13 protein-coding genes are annotated in these 17,801 nt (G+C 74.2%); 5 read left to right on the forward strand and 8 right to left on the reverse strand.

The genetic code is table 11. The annotated features are described in order from the left end of the window. Positions 1-14: 14 nt before the first annotated feature. The 4 genes from SM577_RS13735 to valS all read left to right on the forward strand — a co-directional run bounded on the left by SM577_RS13735 (position 15) and on the right by valS (position 8,102). Positions 15-1,844 (forward strand): ABC transporter ATP-binding protein, encoded by a 1,830-nt coding sequence (locus SM577_RS13735; protein ID WP_474587026.1) that lies wholly within the window; start codon positions 15-17, stop codon positions 1,842-1,844. Continuing rightward, a complete protein-coding gene (locus SM577_RS13740) occupies positions 1,841-3,721 on the forward strand; it encodes an ABC transporter ATP-binding protein (protein ID WP_474587027.1) in 1,881 nt (626 codons plus the stop codon). The genes SM577_RS13735 and SM577_RS13740 overlap by 4 nt, the downstream gene beginning before the upstream one ends. An 80-nt stretch (positions 3,722-3,801) precedes the next feature. Continuing rightward, positions 3,802-5,367, forward strand: coding sequence for a S1 family peptidase (locus SM577_RS13745; RefSeq protein ID WP_474587028.1), 1,566 nt, complete (start codon positions 3,802-3,804; stop codon positions 5,365-5,367). A gap of 170 nt (positions 5,368-5,537) precedes the next feature. Further along, positions 5,538-8,102 carry a valine--tRNA ligase gene (gene valS, locus SM577_RS13750; RefSeq protein WP_474587029.1) on the forward strand — a complete coding sequence of 855 codons (2,565 nt, stop codon included), beginning with the start codon at positions 5,538-5,540 and terminating at the stop codon, positions 8,100-8,102. A 48-nt stretch (positions 8,103-8,150) separates the two neighbouring features. Here valS and SM577_RS13755 read toward each other — a convergent pair whose 3' ends face one another. From SM577_RS13755 to SM577_RS13775, 5 genes are all read right to left on the reverse strand, one after another. Then, complete coding sequence (locus SM577_RS13755; protein WP_302919409.1) at positions 8,151-8,795, reverse strand: hypothetical protein; 645 nt, start codon at positions 8,793-8,795, stop codon at positions 8,151-8,153. A gap of 198 nt (positions 8,796-8,993) precedes the next feature. Further along, on the reverse strand, positions 8,994-9,704 hold the full coding sequence (locus tag SM577_RS13760; protein WP_302919410.1) for an ABC transporter permease: 711 nt from the start codon (positions 9,702-9,704) through the stop codon (positions 8,994-8,996). A 1-nt stretch (position 9,705) separates the two neighbouring features. Next, a complete protein-coding gene (locus SM577_RS13765; RefSeq protein WP_474587030.1) occupies positions 9,706-10,677 on the reverse strand; it encodes an ABC transporter ATP-binding protein in 972 nt (323 codons plus the stop codon). Beyond that, positions 10,674-11,564, reverse strand: coding sequence for an ABC transporter permease (locus SM577_RS13770; protein WP_302919412.1), 891 nt, complete (start codon positions 11,562-11,564; stop codon positions 10,674-10,676). The genes SM577_RS13765 and SM577_RS13770 overlap by 4 nt, the downstream gene beginning before the upstream one ends. After that, a complete protein-coding gene (locus tag SM577_RS13775) occupies positions 11,557-12,471 on the reverse strand; it encodes an ABC transporter ATP-binding protein (RefSeq protein WP_302919413.1) in 915 nt (304 codons plus the stop codon). The genes SM577_RS13770 and SM577_RS13775 overlap by 8 nt, the downstream gene beginning before the upstream one ends. 243 nt (positions 12,472-12,714) lie before the next feature. On the opposite strand from SM577_RS13775, the gene SM577_RS13780 reads away from it, so the two are divergent. Then, a complete protein-coding gene (locus SM577_RS13780; protein ID WP_474587031.1) occupies positions 12,715-14,229 on the forward strand; it encodes a glycosyltransferase family 2 protein in 1,515 nt (504 codons plus the stop codon). On the opposite strand, the gene SM577_RS13785 is transcribed toward SM577_RS13780, so the two are convergent. From SM577_RS13785 to SM577_RS13795, 3 genes are read right to left on the reverse strand one after another with little or no spacing between them, the layout of a single operon-like run. After that, the gene (locus SM577_RS13785; protein WP_474587032.1) at positions 14,207-16,003 is read right to left on the reverse strand and encodes a CotH kinase family protein; all 1,797 of its coding nucleotides are present in this window, start codon (positions 16,001-16,003) and stop codon (positions 14,207-14,209) included. The genes SM577_RS13780 and SM577_RS13785 overlap by 23 nt on opposite strands. Beyond that, entirely contained in the window at positions 16,003-16,680 is a 678-nt protein-coding gene (locus tag SM577_RS13790) for a DUF4956 domain-containing protein (protein ID WP_474587033.1), read from the reverse strand. Before SM577_RS13790 ends, SM577_RS13785 begins: the two co-directional genes overlap by 1 nt. Before the next feature lie 6 nt (positions 16,681-16,686). After that, positions 16,687-17,634 carry a VTC domain-containing protein gene (locus tag SM577_RS13795; RefSeq protein ID WP_474587034.1) on the reverse strand — a complete coding sequence of 316 codons (948 nt, stop codon included), beginning with the start codon at positions 17,632-17,634 and terminating at the stop codon, positions 16,687-16,689. Positions 17,635-17,801: the final 167 nt, after the last annotated feature.

The raw sequence follows: 17,801 nt of genomic DNA on the forward strand, positions 1-17,801 counted from the left end.
GATACCGTCGGGTAGTGCCTGCGGAGAGCGACGGCAACCCGGCTCCCGGGGTCGCGGCTGGCCGACATCCGCTGCACAACCTCTGGCGGCTGCGCCGCTACCTGCGCCCGTACGCTGTCGAGTTCGGCTGGCTGCTGCTGGCCGCGCTGGGCGCCACCGGGGCCAGCATCGCGATCCCGCTGGTGGCGCAGCGGGTGGTGGACGGGCCGGTCGCCCGGCAGGACCCGGCCGGCCTGTTCCGGCTGGCCGGGTTGGCCCTGCTGCTCGGCCTGGCCGAGGCGCTGCTGATCTTCGTCCGGCGGTGGGTGCAGTCGTCCTCGTCGGTGGCCATGGAGGCGGCCATCCGGGCGGACGTCTACGCCCACCTGCAACGCCTGCCGGCCAGCTTCCACGACCGGTGGCAGTCCGGCCAGCTGCTCTCCCGGATCACCAGCGACCTGTCGGTGATCCGCCGGTTCCTCTCCTTCGGCCTGTTCTTCCTGGTGCTCAACCTGGTCACCTACCTGGTCGTGGTGGTGCTGCTGATCCGGCTGCACGCCGCGCTCGGGCTGCTGGTCGCGGCCAGCGCGGTTCCGCTGCTGCTGGTCAGCCGCCGCTTCGCCCGCGCGTACCACACCGCGTCCCGGCGGATGCAGGACCAGCAGGGCGACGTCGCCACGCTGGTCGAGGAGACCGCGCAGGGCCTGCGCACCATGAAGGCGTACGGCCGGGGGCCGGAACTGGCGGCCCGGTTCGCCACCGGCGCGCGGGCGCTGCACGACACCGGCGTGGGCAAGGGGCGGCTGCTGGCCCGCACCTCCGCCCGGCTCGACCTGGTGCCGAACCTGACCCTGGGCGTCGTGCTGGTGGCCGGGGCCGCGGCGGCCGCCGCCGGGGTGCTCACCATCGGCGAGCTGGTCGCCTTCGTCAGCCTCCAGCTGATGCTGATCTGGCCGGTGCAGTCGCTCGGCTGGATCATCGCCAACGGGCAGGAGGCGGCGACCGCGGCCGACCGGGTGCAGGAGGTGCTGGACACCCCGCCGGCCATCGTGGACGCTCCCGGGGCGGTGACGCTGCCCCGCGCCGAGGTGCGGGGCCGGCTCCGCTTCGAGCGGGTCTGCTTCCGCTACCCCGGGGCCGGCGCGCCGGTGCTGCGCGACGTGGAGCTGACCGTCGAGCCCGGCGAGACGCTGGCGCTGGTCGGTGCGACCGGGTGCGGCAAGAGCACGCTGCTCTCCCTGGTGCCCCGGCTGCACGAGGTGACCGGTGGCCGGATCACGCTGGACGGGCACGACCTGCGGCAGGTGCGGCTGGCCTCGCTGCGCCGGCTGGTCGGGGTGGCGTTCGAGGAGCCGACGCTGTTCTCCATGTCGGTCTGGGAGAACCTCACCCTGGGCCGGCCGGACGCCGGCGAGGACGAGGTCCGGGCCGCGCTCGCGCTGGCCCAGGCCGACTTCGCGTACGACCTGCCGTGGGGGCTGGCCACCCGGGTCGGCGAGCAGGGTCTCTCCCTCTCCGGCGGGCAGCGGCAGCGGCTCGCGTTGGCCCGGGCGGTGCTCGGCCGGCCGGCGCTGCTCGTCCTCGACGACCCGCTCTCCGCCCTCGACGTGCAGACCGAGGCGCTGGTGGAGGCGGCGCTGAAGCGGGTGCTGCGGGAGACCACCGCGCTGCTGGTGGTGCACCGGCCGTCGACCATCGCGCTCGCCGACCGGGTGGCCCTGCTCGACGGTGGCCGGATCGCCGCGGTCGGCCGGCACACCGACCTGCTCGCCACGGTGCCGGCGTACCGCGCGGTGCTCTCCGCCGAGCCGCCGGCGCCGACCACCGAACCGGCGCCCGGCGGTCGCGGCCTGGTGCGGTCGTGACCGCCGCGGCCGGTCGCGGCGAGGACGCCGACGACGGGCCGGACCTGACCCGGTGGCGCGGGATCGCCACCGACCCGGACGCCGACCGCAGCCAGGCCGAGGAGGCCACGCCCGAGGCGGTCGCCCGGCTGCGGGCCCGCAGCCGGGCGCTGCTGCGCGACCTGCTCCGCCCGCACCGGCGCCGGCTCGGCGCGGCGATCGGGCTGCTGCTGAGCCAGAACGCGGCAGCGATGGCCGGGCCGTACCTGGTGATGCTCGGCATCGACCGGGCCATCCCGCCGCTGCGGGCCGGCGACGCCGGGCCGCTGGTCGCCGTCGCCGGCGCGTTCGGCGCGGCCACCGCCGTCGAGTTCCTGGCCCGGCGCGGCTTCCTCATCCGCTCCGCGCAGATCGGCCAGGCCGTCCTGCTCGACCTCCGCCAGCGGGTGTACGGGCACTTCCTGCGCCTGCCGGTGGCGTTCCACGAGCGGTACACCTCGGGGCGGATGGTCTCCCGGCTCACCAGCGACCTCGACTCGATCGCCGAACTCGTCGACGGCGGCATCGACAGCCTGGTCCTCGCCGTGCTGTCGATCGTCTCGGTGGCCGCCATCCTGCTCTGGCTGGACCCGCCGCTGGCCGCCGTGACGCTGCTGGCCTTCCCGTTCCTGTTCTGGCTCTCCCGCTGGTTCGCCCGCGCCTCGGCCGGCGCGTACCGACACACCCGGGAGGCGATGGCGCTGGTGATCGTCCACTTCGTCGAGTCGACCCGGGGCATCCGCGCGGTCCAGGCGTTCCGCCGGGAGCGGCGCAACCAGCGCATCTTCGACGCGGTGAACGACGACTACCGGCGGGCCAGCCGGGACGCGTTCCGGCTGATCGCGACGTACTCGCCGGGGATCAAGGTGATCGGCAACGTCACCGTGGCGGTGGTGCTCTGCTACGGCGGCTGGCGGGTGCTGGACGGCGCCACCGGCGTCGGCGTGCTCGCCGCCTTCCTGCTCTACCTGCGGCGGTTCTTCGAACCGATGCAGGAGCTGAGCCAGTTCTACAACTCGTTGCAGTCGGCCACTGCCGCCTTGGAGAAGCTCGCCGGGGTGCTCGACGAGCGGCCGGCGGTGGCCGAGCCGGCCCGGCCGGTACCGCTGCCCGCCGGGCCGCCGCGCGGGGCGGTGGCCTTCCGGGCGGTCACCTTCGGCTACCGGCCGGAGACGCCGATCCTCACCGAGCTGGACCTGACCGTCCCGGCCGGGCAGACCGTCGCGCTGATCGGGCCGACCGGGGCGGGCAAGTCGACCATCGCCAAGCTGCTCGCCCGGTTCCACGACCCGCTCGCCGGCACGGTCCGCCTGGACGGGGTCGACCTGCGGGACGTGGCCGACGCCGAGCTGCGCCGGGCGGTGGTGCTGGTCACCCAGGAGACCCACCTGTTCGGCGGCACGGTCGCGGAGAACATCCGCTTCGGCCGGCCGGGCGCCGACGACGCCGCCGTCGAGGCCGCCGCCCGGGCGATCGGCGCGCACGACTTCATCGCCGCCCTCCCCGACGGGTACGCCACCGAGGTGCACCGCCGCGGCGGCCGGCTCTCCGCCGGGCAGCGGCAGCTGGTCGCGTTCGCCCGGGCGTTCCTGGCGGACCCGACAGTGCTGATCCTGGACGAGGCGACCTCGTCGCTGGACGTGCCCACCGAGCGGCTGGTGCAGCGCGCGCTCGGCACCATCCTGCGCGACCGCACCGCGCTGGTGATCGCACACCGGCTCTCCACTGTGGAGATCGCCGACCGGGTGCTGGTCCTCGACGGCGGCCGGATCGTCGAGGACGGCCCGCCCGCGCGGCTCGCCGCCGCCGGCGGCCGGTACGCCGATCTGCACCGGCAGTGGCGGGAATCCCTGCTCTGACTAGAATCGGCCCGCCACTGCGCCGCCGCCTGCGGCAGGATCGCGGGCGCGGCGCCGGACACACGGGGGAAGGTGTGGACGTGCGGACACGACGACGCATGATCATCGCGGGGCTGGCCACGGCCGCCTGCGTGCTGGGGACGACAGCGGTGGTGCTGGCGTCCGGATCCGGGGCGGAGCGGGAGCCGGCCGGCACACCGGTCGCCGCGACGACGCCCGGCGCGACCGGCGCGGATCCGGGCGATCCGGCCGGGACGGCCGGCCTCGGCGCGGCCCCCCGATCCCCGGCCCCGGGCTCGGCCACCGCGGCCGCCCGCCCGGCCGACGCGGTCGCCAAGGACGGTCCGGCGTCCACCTCCTACCTGCGGGACCGCTACCGGGTCAGCGCCGACGAGGCGGCCCGCCGGCTCGCCCTCCAGGAGCTCTCCGCGCCGCTCGCCGAGGAGCTGGCCACCCGCTTCCCCGACCAGTACGCCGGCATGTGGCTGGACCAGGCCGGCGGCGGCGTGCTCACCATCGCGGCCACCGACCCCGCGCCGCTGCGCGCGGCGGTGGCCGGCCTGCCGGACGCGGCACACGTCAAGGTGGTGCCGGTGCGCCACTCGCTGCGCCGGCTCGCCGCCGGGGCGACCCGGCTCGCCGCGGCCCTGGACGCCACCGCCGGCAGCGACGTGGTGGTCGACGTGCAGGCGAACGAGGTCGCGGTGCTCACCGGCGACGTGGTGGCCACCGACGACCGGCGGCTGGCCGACGCGCTCGGCGCGGCCGGGGTACCGGCGCAGGCGCGTACCCGCCTGCCGGCCGGCACCGTGCAGAAGGCGTGCGACCCGCGCTACTGCGCCCGGGCGCCGATGCGCGGCGGCATCCGGCTCGACGTGCCGCGCGACGACGACACGGTGGGCGGCTGTACCTCCGGCTTCAACCTCCGCGCCCGGTCCGGGGCGTACTACGTGCTGACCGCCGGGCACTGCGTGGTCGGTGGCCGGCACCAGGAGCAGGACCGCACCTGGCACCAGTTCCTCGGGCCGAAGGTGCCGGTCGGGGTCGAGTCGACCAGCCCGGTGCTGGCCGAGAACGCCTACCCGAACGACTACGCGGTGATCCCGTACCAGCCGGGGGCGGTGGACCGGTGGGCGTACCCGCGCCGCGCCACCACCGACCCGGTCAACCTGGTCAACTACTGGTGCGTGCCGGACAACCCGAACTGCACCGACGAGGAGGGCAGCCGGGACGTGCCGATCACCGGGTACGTCGCGGCGAGCGCGGTCCAGGTCGGCTGGATCGTCTGCGCCACCGGGTCGGCGTACACCCCGAAGGCGGGCGAGACCTACGTCGACTCGGGCGCCGGCGCGGGCTACGTGCCGGGCACCCGGTGCGGGGAGGTCTTCGGCAGGGGCAGCGGCGGCATCGACGTACGGATCTGCGCCCGGCCGGGCGACAGCGGCGGCCCGCTCTTCGTCGAGTCGACCGGCAAGGCACTGGGCATCCTCTCCACCGGCGACCCGGGGCAGGGCGCCTGCACCAACCCGAACGAGCGCAACTACTACGCCCCGGTCGCCACCATCCTCGACCGGGTGAACGCGCGCACCGGGCTCGGCTTCCAACTGCCCACCCGCGGCCCGCTGCTCGGCCCGATCGCACCCTGACCGGCCCTGCCGACCGACCCTCCCGGCCGGGTCCACGGGCGACCCGGCCAGGAGGGTGCCGGCCCGGGCGATGTGCGGCGCCGGCCGGCGGGCCGAGCGACCGGAATTCCGGCGCGGCACGCGCGGCTTAACGCGTGGTCCGGCCACCGCCCGCTGCCTACGATCGACGGATGACCGACACGGCGAGGACGGCCCGCGCCGGCGTCCCCGAGCGTCCCACCCTGGACGGGCTCGAGGCGACCTGGGCGCGCCGCTGGCAGGAGGAGGGCACGTACGCGTTCGACCGCTCGAAGCAGCGCTCCGACGTGTACGCGATCGACACCCCGCCGCCGACCGTATCGGGCGAGCTGCACATGGGGCACGTCTTCTCCTACACGCACACCGACCTGGTGGCCCGGTTCCAGCGGATGCGCGGCCGGGCGGTCTTCTACCCGATGGGCTGGGACGACAACGGCCTGCCCACCGAGCGGCGGGTGCAGAACGTCTACGGGGTGCGCTGCGATCCCGCCCTGCCGTACGACCCGGGCTGGCGGCCGCCGGCCACCCCGGTCAGCGACGCCGCCCGCCGGGACCCGACGCCGATCTCCCGGCAGAACTTCATCGAGCTGTGCGAGCGGCTGACGGTCGCCGACGAGCAGGTCTTCGAGGCGCTCTGGCGCCGGCTCGGCCTGTCGGTGGACTGGTCGCTGACGTACACCACCATCGGCCGGGCGGCCCGGGCCACCTCGCAGCGGGCGTTCCTGCGCAACCTGGCCCGGGGCGAGGCGTACCAGGCGGAGGCGCCGACGCTCTGGGACGTCGGGTTCGCCACCGCTGTCGCCCAGGCGGAGCTGGAGGACCGGGAGCGCCCCGGCGCGTACCACCGGCTGCGGTTCGCCGGGCCGGGCGGGCGCGAGGTGCTGATCGACACCACCCGCCCGGAGCTGCTGCCGGCCTGCGTGGCGCTGGTCTGCCACCCCGGCGACGAGCGCTACGCCGACCTGGTCGGCGCCACCGTGCGCAGCCCGCTCTTCGCGCTCGAGGTGCCGGTGCGCGCGCATCCGCTGGCCGACCCGGCCAAGGGCACCGGCATCGCGATGGTCTGCACCTTCGGCGACCTCGCGGACGTGACCTGGTGGCGCGAGCTCCAGCTGGACACCCGGGTGGTGATCGGCCGGGACGGCCGGCTGCTGCCCGAACCGCCGGCCGGCGTGCCGGCGCAGCCGTACGCGGCGCTGGCCGGGCAGACCGTCAACGGCGCCCGGCGGACCATCGTCGAGCTGCTGGCCGACGCGGGTGACCTGGTCGGCGAGCCGCGACCGATCACCCATCCGGTGAAGTTCTACGAACGCGGGGACCGGCCGCTGGAGATCGTCTCGACCCGGCAGTGGTACCTGCGCAACGGCGGGCGGGACACCGCGCTGCGCGATGCGCTGCTCGCCCGGGGCCGCGGCCTGCGCTGGGTGCCGGAGCACATGCGGCACCGCTACGAGCACTGGGTGAGCGGCCTGACCGGCGACTGGCTGGTCAGCCGGCAGCGCTTCTTCGGCGTGCCGGTGCCGGTGTGGTACCGGCTCGACGACGCTGGCGAGCCGGACTGGACCCAGCCTCTCACGCCGGAGGAGTCCGCGTTGCCGGTCGATCCGTCCAGCGACGCCCCGCCCGGGTTGGAGGAGTCCCAGCGCGGGCAGCCGGGCGGCTTCGTCGGCGACCCGGACGTGCTGGACACCTGGGCCACCTCGTCGCTGACCCCGCAGATCGTCGGCGGCTGGGAGACCGACCCGGACCTGTTCGCCCGGGTCTTCCCGATGGACCTGCGCCCGCAGGGGCAGGAGATCATCCGGACCTGGCTCTTCTCCACCGTGGTCCGGTCCCACCTGGAGCACGGAGCGCTGCCCTGGCGGGACGCGGTGCTCTCCGGCTGGATCCTCGACCCGGACCGGAAGAAGATGTCGAAGTCCAAGGGGAACGTGGTCACCCCGATGGCGCTGCTGGAGCAGCACGGCTCCGACGCGGTCCGGTACTGGGCGGCGAACGGCAAGCCGGGCATGGACCTCGCCTTCGACCCGGCGCAGATCAAGGTGGGCCGGCGGCTCGCCACCAAGCTGCTCAACGCGTCCCGGTTCGCCCTCGGGCTGGGCGCCGCCGACGCGTTGCGCGCCCCGGCGACCGAGCCGCTGGACCGCGCGCTGCTCGCCGAACTCTCCGGCCTGGTCGCCACCGCGACGTCCGCGCTCGAGGCGTACGACCACACGGCGGCGTTGCAGGCCACCGAGGCGTTCTTCTGGCGGTTCTGCGACGACTACATCGAACTGGTCAAGGAACGCGCCTACGGCTCCGGACCGGGGGCCGAGTCGGCGCGGGCCGGGCTGGCCAACGCGCTGTCGGTGCAGTTGCGACTCTTCGCGCCGGTGTTGCCGTTCGTGACCGAGGAGGTCTGGTCCTGGTGGCGGTACGGCTCGGTGCACCGGGCGCCGTGGCCGACCACCCACGAGGTGGGCCGCGCGATCCAGGGCGAGGGCGAGCCGGAGCTGCTGCGGCTCGCCGGTGACGCGCTCAGCCAGGTGCGGCGGGCCAAGTCGGAGCGGAAGCTGTCGATGAAGGCGGAGGTGCCGCTGGCCGAGGCGCTCGGCCCGGCCGCGCTGCTGGAGAAGCTCAGCCTGGTCTCCGACGACCTGCGGGCCGCCGGCCGGATCGGCAAGCTCGACCTGCTCCCCGACCGTACGCCCGAACTCGTCATCGCCTGCGCGTTCTGACCGGGACCCCGCCGCGCCCCGCCCCGCGGCGGGCTGGGCGCGGTGGGGTCACCAGCCGCGGAGGAAGCGCAGACCGAGCAGGAACGAGATCACGGCCGGGCCGACCAGCAGGGTGATGGCCTGGAGCCGGTACGGCATCCGGTGCCGGGTCAGCTCGACGGCGTTGCCGAGCACGATCACCCCGGCCAGCATGAGGTAGGCGCCCCACCAGCCGGTGTCGCCGAAGTCGACCAGGCCGGCCCGGATCAGCTGGAAGGTGCCGCCGAGCAGGGCGCCGGCGAGGGCCAGCAGGGCGGCGGCCCGGTGCAGCCCCCGGGCCAGCGGGTGCGCCGGCCGCCACAGGTAGGTGCCGGCGACCGCCAGGCAGGGCAGGATGATCATGACCGGCCAGCCCCGACCCATCACGCCGAACATCAGCAGCGCGCCGACCGCGAAGACCAGCGTGCCGAGGCAGGCGACCACGTAGCCGGCGAACGCCCGCCCACCGCCACGGGCCAGCAGTGGCCCGCCGGTGGCCGCGATCAGCGCGCCCGGGATCAGCACGAACCCGGCCCACCAGTGGAAGTGGCCGCTGCCCTGCGCCGCCGTCGTGGTCACCGCGGCGGCCAGCCCGGCCACCGCGAGGCTCACCAGCCAGTGCCGCGCGGCCGGGTACGGCTGGCGCGGCAGGACGTGTCCCGCTCCTGCACTCACGCGTCCAGCCTCGCCGACCGGGCCGGCCCGGTCCATCCGGCCAGCCCTACCATCCGCCCACCGGTGTACCGGAAACCCCTGGTGGCCGGCCCGTACCGCGTCGAGCGTGACACCGCGGAGTCGTCGTGGTGACTCCGCGGCAGCACGCTCGTGGAACGATGCCGCCCGGCCGGGTGACGGGCACCCGGCCGGCGGCGCTCAGCTCGTCTCGCCCGCCACGCTGAACGAGCGCAGCCGGTCGATCGCCAGCACGGTGAAGCCGACGCTGATCAGCGCGGTCATCACCGCCGCCACCGGCACCGAGACGTCGGCCTCCAGCAGCCCGGTGGGGGCCAGCCGGTCGGCGAGGGCGATCACGTACTGCTGGATGGAGAGCACCTTGGTGCCGCTGACGAAGTTGCCCAGCAGCCCCTCCCAGATCAGCACGTAGACCAGGCCGAGCAGCACCGGCCGACGGGTGACCAGGCTGAGCGCCACGAACAGGGCCGAGTAGGCCAGCGCCCCGGCCGACGCGGCGGCGGCCAGCGCCAGGCCGAGGCGTACCGAATCGGCCAGCACGCCCGCGACGTAGAGCGGCACCGCGACGGTGACCGCGCTGACGCCGGTGGCCACCGCGAGCTTCGGCAGCACGATCTGCCAGCGCGGCAGCGGCTTGGTCAGGATGTGCACCACGGTGCCGTCGTCGATCTCGGCGCCCAGCACGCCGGTGCCGACGATCAGGGCCACCACCGGTAGCACCACTGCCAGGCCGAGACCGACCAGCACCGCCGGGCCCCACTCGCCCGGGTCCACCCCGAGCGCGCGGGAGAGCACGGCGAGCACCACCAGCACCGCCGGGAGCGGCAGCAGCAGGAGGAACCGGCGACGGCCGAACAGTCCCCGCGCGGTGATCCAGGAAACGGTCGACATGTCAGGCCTCCACCAGGTAGGAGAAGACGCTCTCCAGGGACTCGTCCTCGGGCACCAGTTGCCGGACCCGGATGCCGTGCGCCAGCGCGATCCGCGGCAGCGCCCGGGTGAACGCGCCGTAGTCGCCGGCCCGGACGGTCAGGCCGGTGCGGTCCAGCTCGACCCCGGTCACCGACGCCTCGGCCATCAGCGCGACCGCCAGCGCCCGGTCGTCGGTGGAGCGCACCGCGAACACGTGCGGCCGGTTGGTCATCAGCCGCCGGATGGTACGGAAGTCGCCGGAGGCGGCCAGCCGGCCGGCGACCATCACCTGGACAGTGCCGGAGACCTGCTCGACCTCCTCCAGGATGTGCGAGCTGAACAGGATCGTCCGGCCGGCGTCGCCGAGGCGGTGCAGCAGCTCCATCATGTGCAGCCGCTGGCGCGGGTCCATCCCGTTGAACGGCTCGTCGAGCAGCAGCACCTGCGGGTCGTGCACGAGCGCCGCCGCCACCCGGGCGCGCTGTCGCATGCCCTTGGAGTACGTGCCGATCCGGCGGTCCTGCGCGCTTTCCAGCTCGACCAGCGCGATCGCCCGCCGGGCCGCCTCCGCCGGGTCCGGCAGCCGGTGCAGCTTCGTGCTGGCCAGCACGAACTCGTGGGCGGTGAGGAAGGTGTGCACCGCCTCCCGCTCGCTGACCAGGCCGAGTCGCCGGTAGACCTCGGGGTTGCGCCAGGTGGGCCGGCCGTCCAGGGTGACCGCGCCGCGCGACGGGGCCAGGAAGCCGGCCATCATGTGCAGCAGCGTGGTCTTGCCCGCACCGTTCGGGCCGAGCAGCCCGGTGACGCCCGGGCCGAGGCTCATGCTGACGTCGTTGACCGCCACCACGTTGCCGTACCAGCGGGAGACGCCGGCCAGCTCCAGGGTGCTCACGGTCGGGGCGGACGGCTCGCCGGCCGTCGTGGGCCGGGTGTCGGCACTCGTCGCGCTCATCGGGCGGCCACCTTCCGGTACCGGGCCAGCAGCAGGGTGACGCAGGCGGCCACCAGCAGCACGGCGGCGACCGCGTAGACCGGACCGAAGTCGCCGATCAGCGATTCGGTCTGGCCGGCGCCGTTCTCGGTGATCAGCAGGTCGCCGAGGGACCAGACCCCCACGCCCTGCACCAGCGTCGACGGCGAGGCGAGGAAGGCCAGTTCGTTCACCGCCCGGGACGGCATGACCGACAGGGTGGCGACGATCGGCGTGGTCATCAGGAAGACCGCGACGATGCCGCCGGCGGCGAAGGCCCGCTTGCCGGTGAGCGAGGCGACCAGCAGGCCGATCGAGGCGAAGACCACCGCCCACAGCCCGGCGTAGAGCAGCCCCGGCAGCAGGTCGAGCAGCTCGTTCCAGACCCCGCGCATGCCGTCGCCGGTGGTGAACGCGGCGCCCAGGAACATCACCAGCTGCGGCGCGCCCAGCAGCAGCCAGAGCGCGGTCGCCATCGCCAGCAGCTTGGCCAGCGGGTAGTCCGACCGGGGCAGCGGCCGGGAGAAGTAGAGCGGCAGCACCCCGCTGCGCAGGTCCCGGGAGACCAGCTCCGGGGCGACCACCGCGACGAAGAAGATGACCAGCCAGCTCATGTTGTCGGCGAACTGGGCGTAGGTCATCACCACCTCGCCGATCTGGCTGCGTACCGCTGTGGCGCCGGCGGCCACCACGGTGACGATGCCGACCACCAGCCAGGGGAAGATCTTGGCCTTGGCGCTGCGGCCCAGGCCGAAGGCGGTGCGCAGGCCGTGCAGGTAGAGCGCGCCGAAGACCTGTCGGCGCCCCAACCGGGGGCCGGTGTAGCGCTGGTATCCGATGTCGTGGATGACGCCGGTGGGCTCAGGCATGGCTGGGCTCCCTCGTGGCGAAGAGCTCGGCCACCCGGTGCCGGCGCTGGTCCAGCCGGTGCAGCGGCAGGTCCAGCTCGGCGACCGCGCCGAGGATGAGGTCGTAGGTGTCGTCGTCGGCGAGTTCGACGAGCAGCAGCCGCCCGTCCCGGCGCACCGGCAGGCGCAGCGCGGCGAGCCGCGCGGCCAGTTCCTCGGTGCCCTCGCTGACCTCGACGGCGAGCACGTCGGTGGCCGAGGTCATGGCGGAGATGTGGTCGGCCCGCAGCAGCCGCCCGCCGTCGATGGCGACCAGGGTGTCGCAGATCCGCTCCACCTCGCCGAGCAGGTGCGAGCAGACCAGGACGGAGATGCCGAACTCGGTGCCGATCCGGTGCACCAGGGCCAGCATGGCGTCCCGGCCGGCCGGGTCCAGGCCGTTGGTCGGCTCGTCGAGCAGCAGCAGGTCGGGGTCGTGCACCAGCGCCTGGGCGAGCTTCACCCGCTGCTTCATGCCGGTGGAGTAGCCGCCCACCGGGCGGTAGCGCTCCTCGTAGAGCCCGACGTGCCGCAGCGCCTCGGAGGCCCGCTCGCGGGCGACCGTACGCGGCAGCCCGCTGATCCGGCCGAGGTGGGTGACCAGCTCGGCGGCGGTGAGGTCGGGCGGCAGGGCGTCGTGCTCGGGCATGTAGCCGACCCGGGCGCGGACTCCCGCGGATTCGGTGGTGGGGTCGAGGCCAAGCACCCGCACCCGGCCGCTGGTCGGGGCGAGCAGGCCGAGCAGGATCTTGATCAGCGTCGACTTGCCGGCGCCGTTCGCGCCGACCAGGCCGATGATCCCGGGCTCGACCGCGACGGTCAGGTCGGCCAGCGCGGTGACCCCACCCCCGTACGTCTTGGTCAGCGACTCGGTCGCGATGAGTGTCACGCCGCCCAGCGTAGGCATTCCGGGCCCGCCGCGGGCCTGGTGGACCCCTGGCGCTCCCCTGATTCTGCCGCCGGGGCCCCCTAGGGTCCGCCCGCCCGCCGCCGCGGTGGGCCACCGGCCGGTCACCGGCCGGCTCCACCCGGCCCCGCCACGCCCGCCCCCACAGCGGGCGGCGTCGCCACCAGAATGGTGCCGTTCGGCGTCGACTGTCCGAACCCGTCGCGCGAGCCCACCGGAGGACGCATGCCCCTCGACACCAGGACGCCCCGGGTCAGTGTCGTGGTTCCGGTCCACAACAGCGGGCCGCACATCGAGAAGCTGGTCGCCTCGCTGCTGCGCCAGTCGCTGCCGCCCGGCGAGTTCGAGGTGATCTTCGTCGACGACGGCTCCACCGACGCCACGCCGGCCCGGCTGGACGAACTGGCCGCCGCGCACCCGCACTTCGACGTGCTGCACATCCCGAACTCCGGCTGGCCGTCGCGGCCCCGCAACCTGGGCGTCGAGCGGGCCCGCGGCGAGTACGTCTTCTTCGCCGACGACGACGACTGGTTCGGCGACGAGGCGCTCGAACGGCTCCACGACTGCGCGACGACGCACGACGCCGACCTGGTGGTCGGCAAGATGGCCGGGCACGGCCGCCGCGTGCCGCGGGAGCTGTTCCGCCGCAACCGCTTCGACGCCACGCTCGCGAACGCCCCGCTGATCGACAGCCTGACCTGCCACAAGCTGTTCCGGCGGTCCTTCCTCGACGAGCACCGGCTGCGCTTCTCGGAGGGGCCGCACCTGCGGCTGGAGGACCACCGGATGGTCGTCCGGGCCTACCTGCTCTCCCGGCGGACCTGCGTCCTGGCCGACTACACCTGCTACCACCACCGGCGACGCCAGGACGCCGGCAACGTCACGGCCCGCAAGTTCTTCGATCCGGTCAGCTACTTCGCCGGCCTGCGCGAGGCGCTCGACATCGTCGACGCGCACGTCCCGCCGGGTGACGTGCGGGACCGGCTGCACCGGCGGTGGCTGCGCCACGAGATGCTCCACCGGCTGCGCCGGCGGCGCCTGCTGGAGGCCCCCCCGGAGTGGACCGACCAGGTCGCCCACGAGGTGCGGCAGATCATCCGGGAGCGCTTCGCGCCCGGGGTCGCCGCCGGGCTGCCGCCCCTGCAACGGGTGGCCGCCCACCTCGCCGAGCAGGGGCGGGTCGAGGACCTGCGCCGGCTGGCCGAGTGGGAGACGGGCATCTCGGCCACCGGGGCCGTGGACCGCCGCGAGCTGAGCGGCTCGACCCTCACCGTCGCCGTCTCCGCCCGGCTGGAGTCCGGGGGTCGGCCGGTGGCCTTCGCCGCCGACGGCGACCGGGAGGTGCTGGTGCTGCCGGTGGCGGGCGTCGACCCCGCACTGAGCGACTCGACCGGCACGCTCGACAAGAGCCGGCTCGACCTGATCGCCCGGCGCCGGGAGACCAACGAGGAGGTCTTCCTGCCGGTCACCTGCCACACCGAGAAGGTGACCGGGGACGACGGCACGCTGCACCTCGTCCACCACGCCACCGCCACGGTCGAGCTCGACCGGCTCAACTCCGGCCGGACCAGGGGCACCTGGTTCCTGAAGGCCCGGATCACCAGCGCCGGGTGGACCGTGGACACCCCCCTGGCGCTCGTCCTGCACTTCTCGTCCGACGGTGCCCGGCCGGTGGTGCGCGACCGGGCGGGGTTGTGGTGGCGGGCTCGCTGGGCGGTCAGCCGCCGCCTCCCCCGGTGACCACCTCGTCGGCGCGCAGGCTCGCGGTGCGCTGCTGGATGAGCGTGCGCAACTGACCGGCGTCCCGGTCCACCGCCGCGGCGTCCACCCCGTCCACCGTCTTCAGCACGGTGGTGATCGCGTCCAGTGCTCCGCCGGCCCGGCCGCTGCCGTAGATCTCCTGGAACAACTCGCGGTACGCGTCCTCGTAGACCCGGGTGAACGCGGCGCTGGCCAGGAACCGTTCCTTCAGCCGGTGGCCGCCCATCGCGCCACCCCGCCGCCCGCCGTCGGGCGCGGCACCGGCGGCGGCCGCGTCCGGGACGGCACCGGTTCCCGGGGCGGCGGTGTCCGGCGTGCCGGCGGCGCCCGGGGCGGCGTCCGGGGTCGTGGCGTTTCCCGGGGCACGGCCGGGGCCCCGCAGGCCCGGGCCGCCGCTGTCGTGCGGACCCTGGGTGGCGTTGCCGCTGAAGGTCAGGTTGTGGTCCCAGCTGAGCACGCTGAACTTCTTCGTGCCGAGGTCGTACCAGAGGTAGTAGTTCCGCCCGGGGCCGGCCATGTCGTCGAAGTTCAGCAGCAGGTTCTGCAGCGCGACGTAGCGGGCGAAGGATCGCACGTCGACCTTCTCGGCGAGGGTGGCGGCGAACTCCTCGTCGCTGGCCGAGTGCACCCACCGGATCAGGTTGATCACCGGTTGCAGATCCTGGCTGCCGCGCATGGTGATCTGCTTGAAGTCGTCCTGGTACTCGGTCGGGTCGTCACCCTGGTCGGTGAAGCTGCCGCCGGCCAGCGCCTTGTAGAGCACCCCGTCGCCGGCCAGCCGCTCGGCGAAGTGCTCGTCCGGGTGCTCGACCAGCAGCCGGGCCGTGGTCGGCCGGTCGTTGACGGTGAACGACGAGTACGCGTACCGCTGGGTCGTCTCGCCGACGCCGTCCAGTAGGGACAGTGACAGCGCCTCGTTCAGCACTGTCGAGCCACCGCCCATGCCGCCGACCCGGACCGCGACCTCCCGGTGCCCCTGGTAGCGGCGCCCCTCGACGAACTCGTCGAAGCTGATCAACCAGGGCAGCGTCTCCGGTTCCTCCGCCTTCAGGCCGACCCGACCCGTCCCGGCACCGGGACCGCCGGCACCGGGACCGCCGGCACCGGGACCGCTGACGCCCGGAGCCGCGCCACCGGGAGCGGCCCCATCCGGAGCCGTCCCGTCCGGGACCGCGCCGTCGAGGGCCGGCCCACCCGGGGCCGTACCGTCCGGAGCCGCGCCGTCCGGGGCCGCGCCGCCCGGTGGGCGTACCCCCTGCGGACGGGCGCCCTGCCGCTGGCCGGCGGGCGGCTGACCGCCGGCCGGCCCGCCCGCCTCCCCTCCCTGGCGCGGCCGGGTCTCCCCATTCCAGGTCAACGTGCCGAGGGTCGAGTTGCCCTTGAGCCGGATGCCCACGCTGGGGATCGAGGTGCCGTCGACGACCAGGTCCGCCTCGACGTACTCCTTCTCCCCCTCCTTCCAGTACGTCTCCAGCATCCGCTGGTAGTCCGCGTCCCGGAAGGTGAGGCTGATCGAGTGGGCCGCCCCGGCGTCGAAGAGGTCCCGGGTGCCGGCGAGGTCGACGGTCACCGTCTCCGCTCCGGCAGCGCCGGCGCCGGCCACGTACGGGCGGATCCGTTCGGTGCCGAGCACCAGGGTGAGGACGGCGAGGAAGGCCACGCAGGTGGTCAGCAGCCGCCAGTTCTGCCGCACCCGGACCGGGATCCGGCGCCGGAGCCGGCGCGGCAGCGCCGGACGGGGAAGCCGCTGCATCACAGGTCCGTCTGGTCGTAGCCGGTCAGCACGGTGACCCGCTGCCCCGAGGTCCGCTCGCTCAGCGCCGCGATCAGGTCGCCCGGCTCGCTGCCCTTCTTCAGCCGGACTGTGTACATCAGCTCGGTGAGCGCGCCGGCCCGGATCGACTCCAGGCTGACCAGTTCGAACTCGCTGGTGTGCCGGACCAGCACGTCCTGGATGTCCGCCGTGTGATCACCGCCGGCGGGCACCTGCACCTTCACCACCTGCCGCTGCACCTGGAGGGCGAACCAGTTGAACCGGTACATCACCACGATGACCAGGCTGATCGCGAAGGCGGCGACCACGGCCAGGGTGTAGAACCGGGTGCCGCAGGCCATGCCGACGCCCATCACCAGGAAGATGAACCCGACGTCGCGGGTCTCCTTGATCGCGTTGCGGAAGCGGACCACCGACAGCGCGCCGACCAGGGCGAAGGCCCGCGCGATGTTGGAGCCCACCACCAGCATGATCAGCGAGATCAGCATGCCGAGGATGATCAGCGTCTGGACGTACGACTGGCTGTACGACACGTTGCGGTGAGTGGCCCGGTAGACCAGGCCGATCATGGTGCTCAGCAGGAACGACAGCGACAGTGCGAGGGCGACGTCGCCGACGCTGAAGGTGCCGGACAGGTCCTGGAACGTGATGTCCATGAAAGTTCAGGCCTCGCTTCCCGGGACGGCCGCCGTCAGGTCGGCGGCCGGGTCGTGGTCGTGGATGTGGAAGATCGAGCGCGGCGCCTGGCCGAACGCCTCGACGCTCTGGCAGTACTTGGAGACCCGCACCACCTGGAGTTCGGCGCGGGCGGCGAGGTCGGTGAGCCAGTACGGCACCCGCTCGTTGGCCTTGACCTCGACGATCGACCGGGACGGCGGGACGATCAGCCGGTTCTCGGCGTCCGCGCCCAGGTGGAAGTCGCGATCCCGGCCGCGTACCCGGTGGTCCAGGGTGACCCGCAGGCCGAGGTCGGCGTCCTGCCCGACGAACGCCTCGCGCTGGTAGCCGGTCATCGCGACCGGGCGCAGGTCCAGGCCGGAGACCAGACCGAGCACCTCGGCGACGAAGCCCCGCTGGGACGGGTCGTGTTCGATCAGCACCCGCTCGTCGCAGAGCCGGCGGGCGGTCCGGTACGGCAGCGCGATCCGGCGCTTCTGGGTGACCCGGTTGACCCGCTGCTTGATCTCGACGTAGACGGTGCTGTCGTCGTCCACCGTGGACCGGTCGCCGTAGTGCCGGATCCGCAGCTTGCGGCGGAACCGCAGGCCCTCGATCTTCTCCCAGTAGAACCGCAGCCCGGCGGTGTCGTAGTAGACGCTCCACACGCCGTAGCCGCCGTCGGTGCCGTGGCTGTCCGGCGCCAACCGCGCGGCGAGCTGCTCCCGCAGCGCCGCCACCCGCGCCGTGTCGACCAGGTACTTGATCTCGTACCGGTTGAACGCGTGCAGCTTGCTCGGCGCGCGCAGCGCGTGACCGGCCTGGTCGGCGGCGCGCCGGGGCGTCGCCGGACGTCCGGCCGCCGGGGCGGTGCCGGGCTCGACCGCCGGGGCGGTGTCGGGCTCGGCGGCCCGGTCGGGCGGACGGGCGGAGCGGGTGAACCGTGGACCCATGGGCCTTCCTCCGGTGGTCACTCGGTGCGGACCGGTGGAAGGGAAACCGACCAGCATGCGAAGACCGTGTGAACGACCTGTGGACGAGCTATGGACAGCGGGCGACCCGCGCATTGGCCCCGGCGGGATCGGTAAGGGTCCCGTAACCGGCCGGCCCGGTGACCGCC

The organism is Micromonospora desertarenae, assembly GCF_056150265.1.

Excerpts from the sequence above, each read along its gene's own strand:
- SM577_RS13780 (WP_474587031.1), top strand. The coding sequence starts at position 12,715 with ATGCCCCTCGACACCAGGACGCCCCGGGTCAGTGTCGTGGTTCCGGTC.
- SM577_RS13790 (WP_474587033.1), bottom strand. The coding sequence starts at position 16,680 with ATGGACATCACGTTCCAGGACCTGTCCGGCACCTTCAGCGTCGGCGAC.
- SM577_RS13765 (WP_474587030.1), bottom strand. The coding sequence starts at position 10,677 with ATGAGCGCGACGAGTGCCGACACCCGGCCCACGACGGCCGGCGAGCCG.
- SM577_RS13770 (WP_302919412.1), bottom strand. The coding sequence starts at position 11,564 with ATGCCTGAGCCCACCGGCGTCATCCACGACATCGGATACCAGCGCTAC.
- SM577_RS13760 (WP_302919410.1), bottom strand. The coding sequence starts at position 9,704 with ATGTCGACCGTTTCCTGGATCACCGCGCGGGGACTGTTCGGCCGTCGC.
- SM577_RS13795 (WP_474587034.1), bottom strand. The coding sequence starts at position 17,634 with ATGGGTCCACGGTTCACCCGCTCCGCCCGTCCGCCCGACCGGGCCGCC.
- SM577_RS13785 (WP_474587032.1), bottom strand. The coding sequence starts at position 16,003 with ATGCAGCGGCTTCCCCGTCCGGCGCTGCCGCGCCGGCTCCGGCGCCGG.
- valS (WP_474587029.1), top strand. The coding sequence starts at position 5,538 with ATGACCGACACGGCGAGGACGGCCCGCGCCGGCGTCCCCGAGCGTCCC.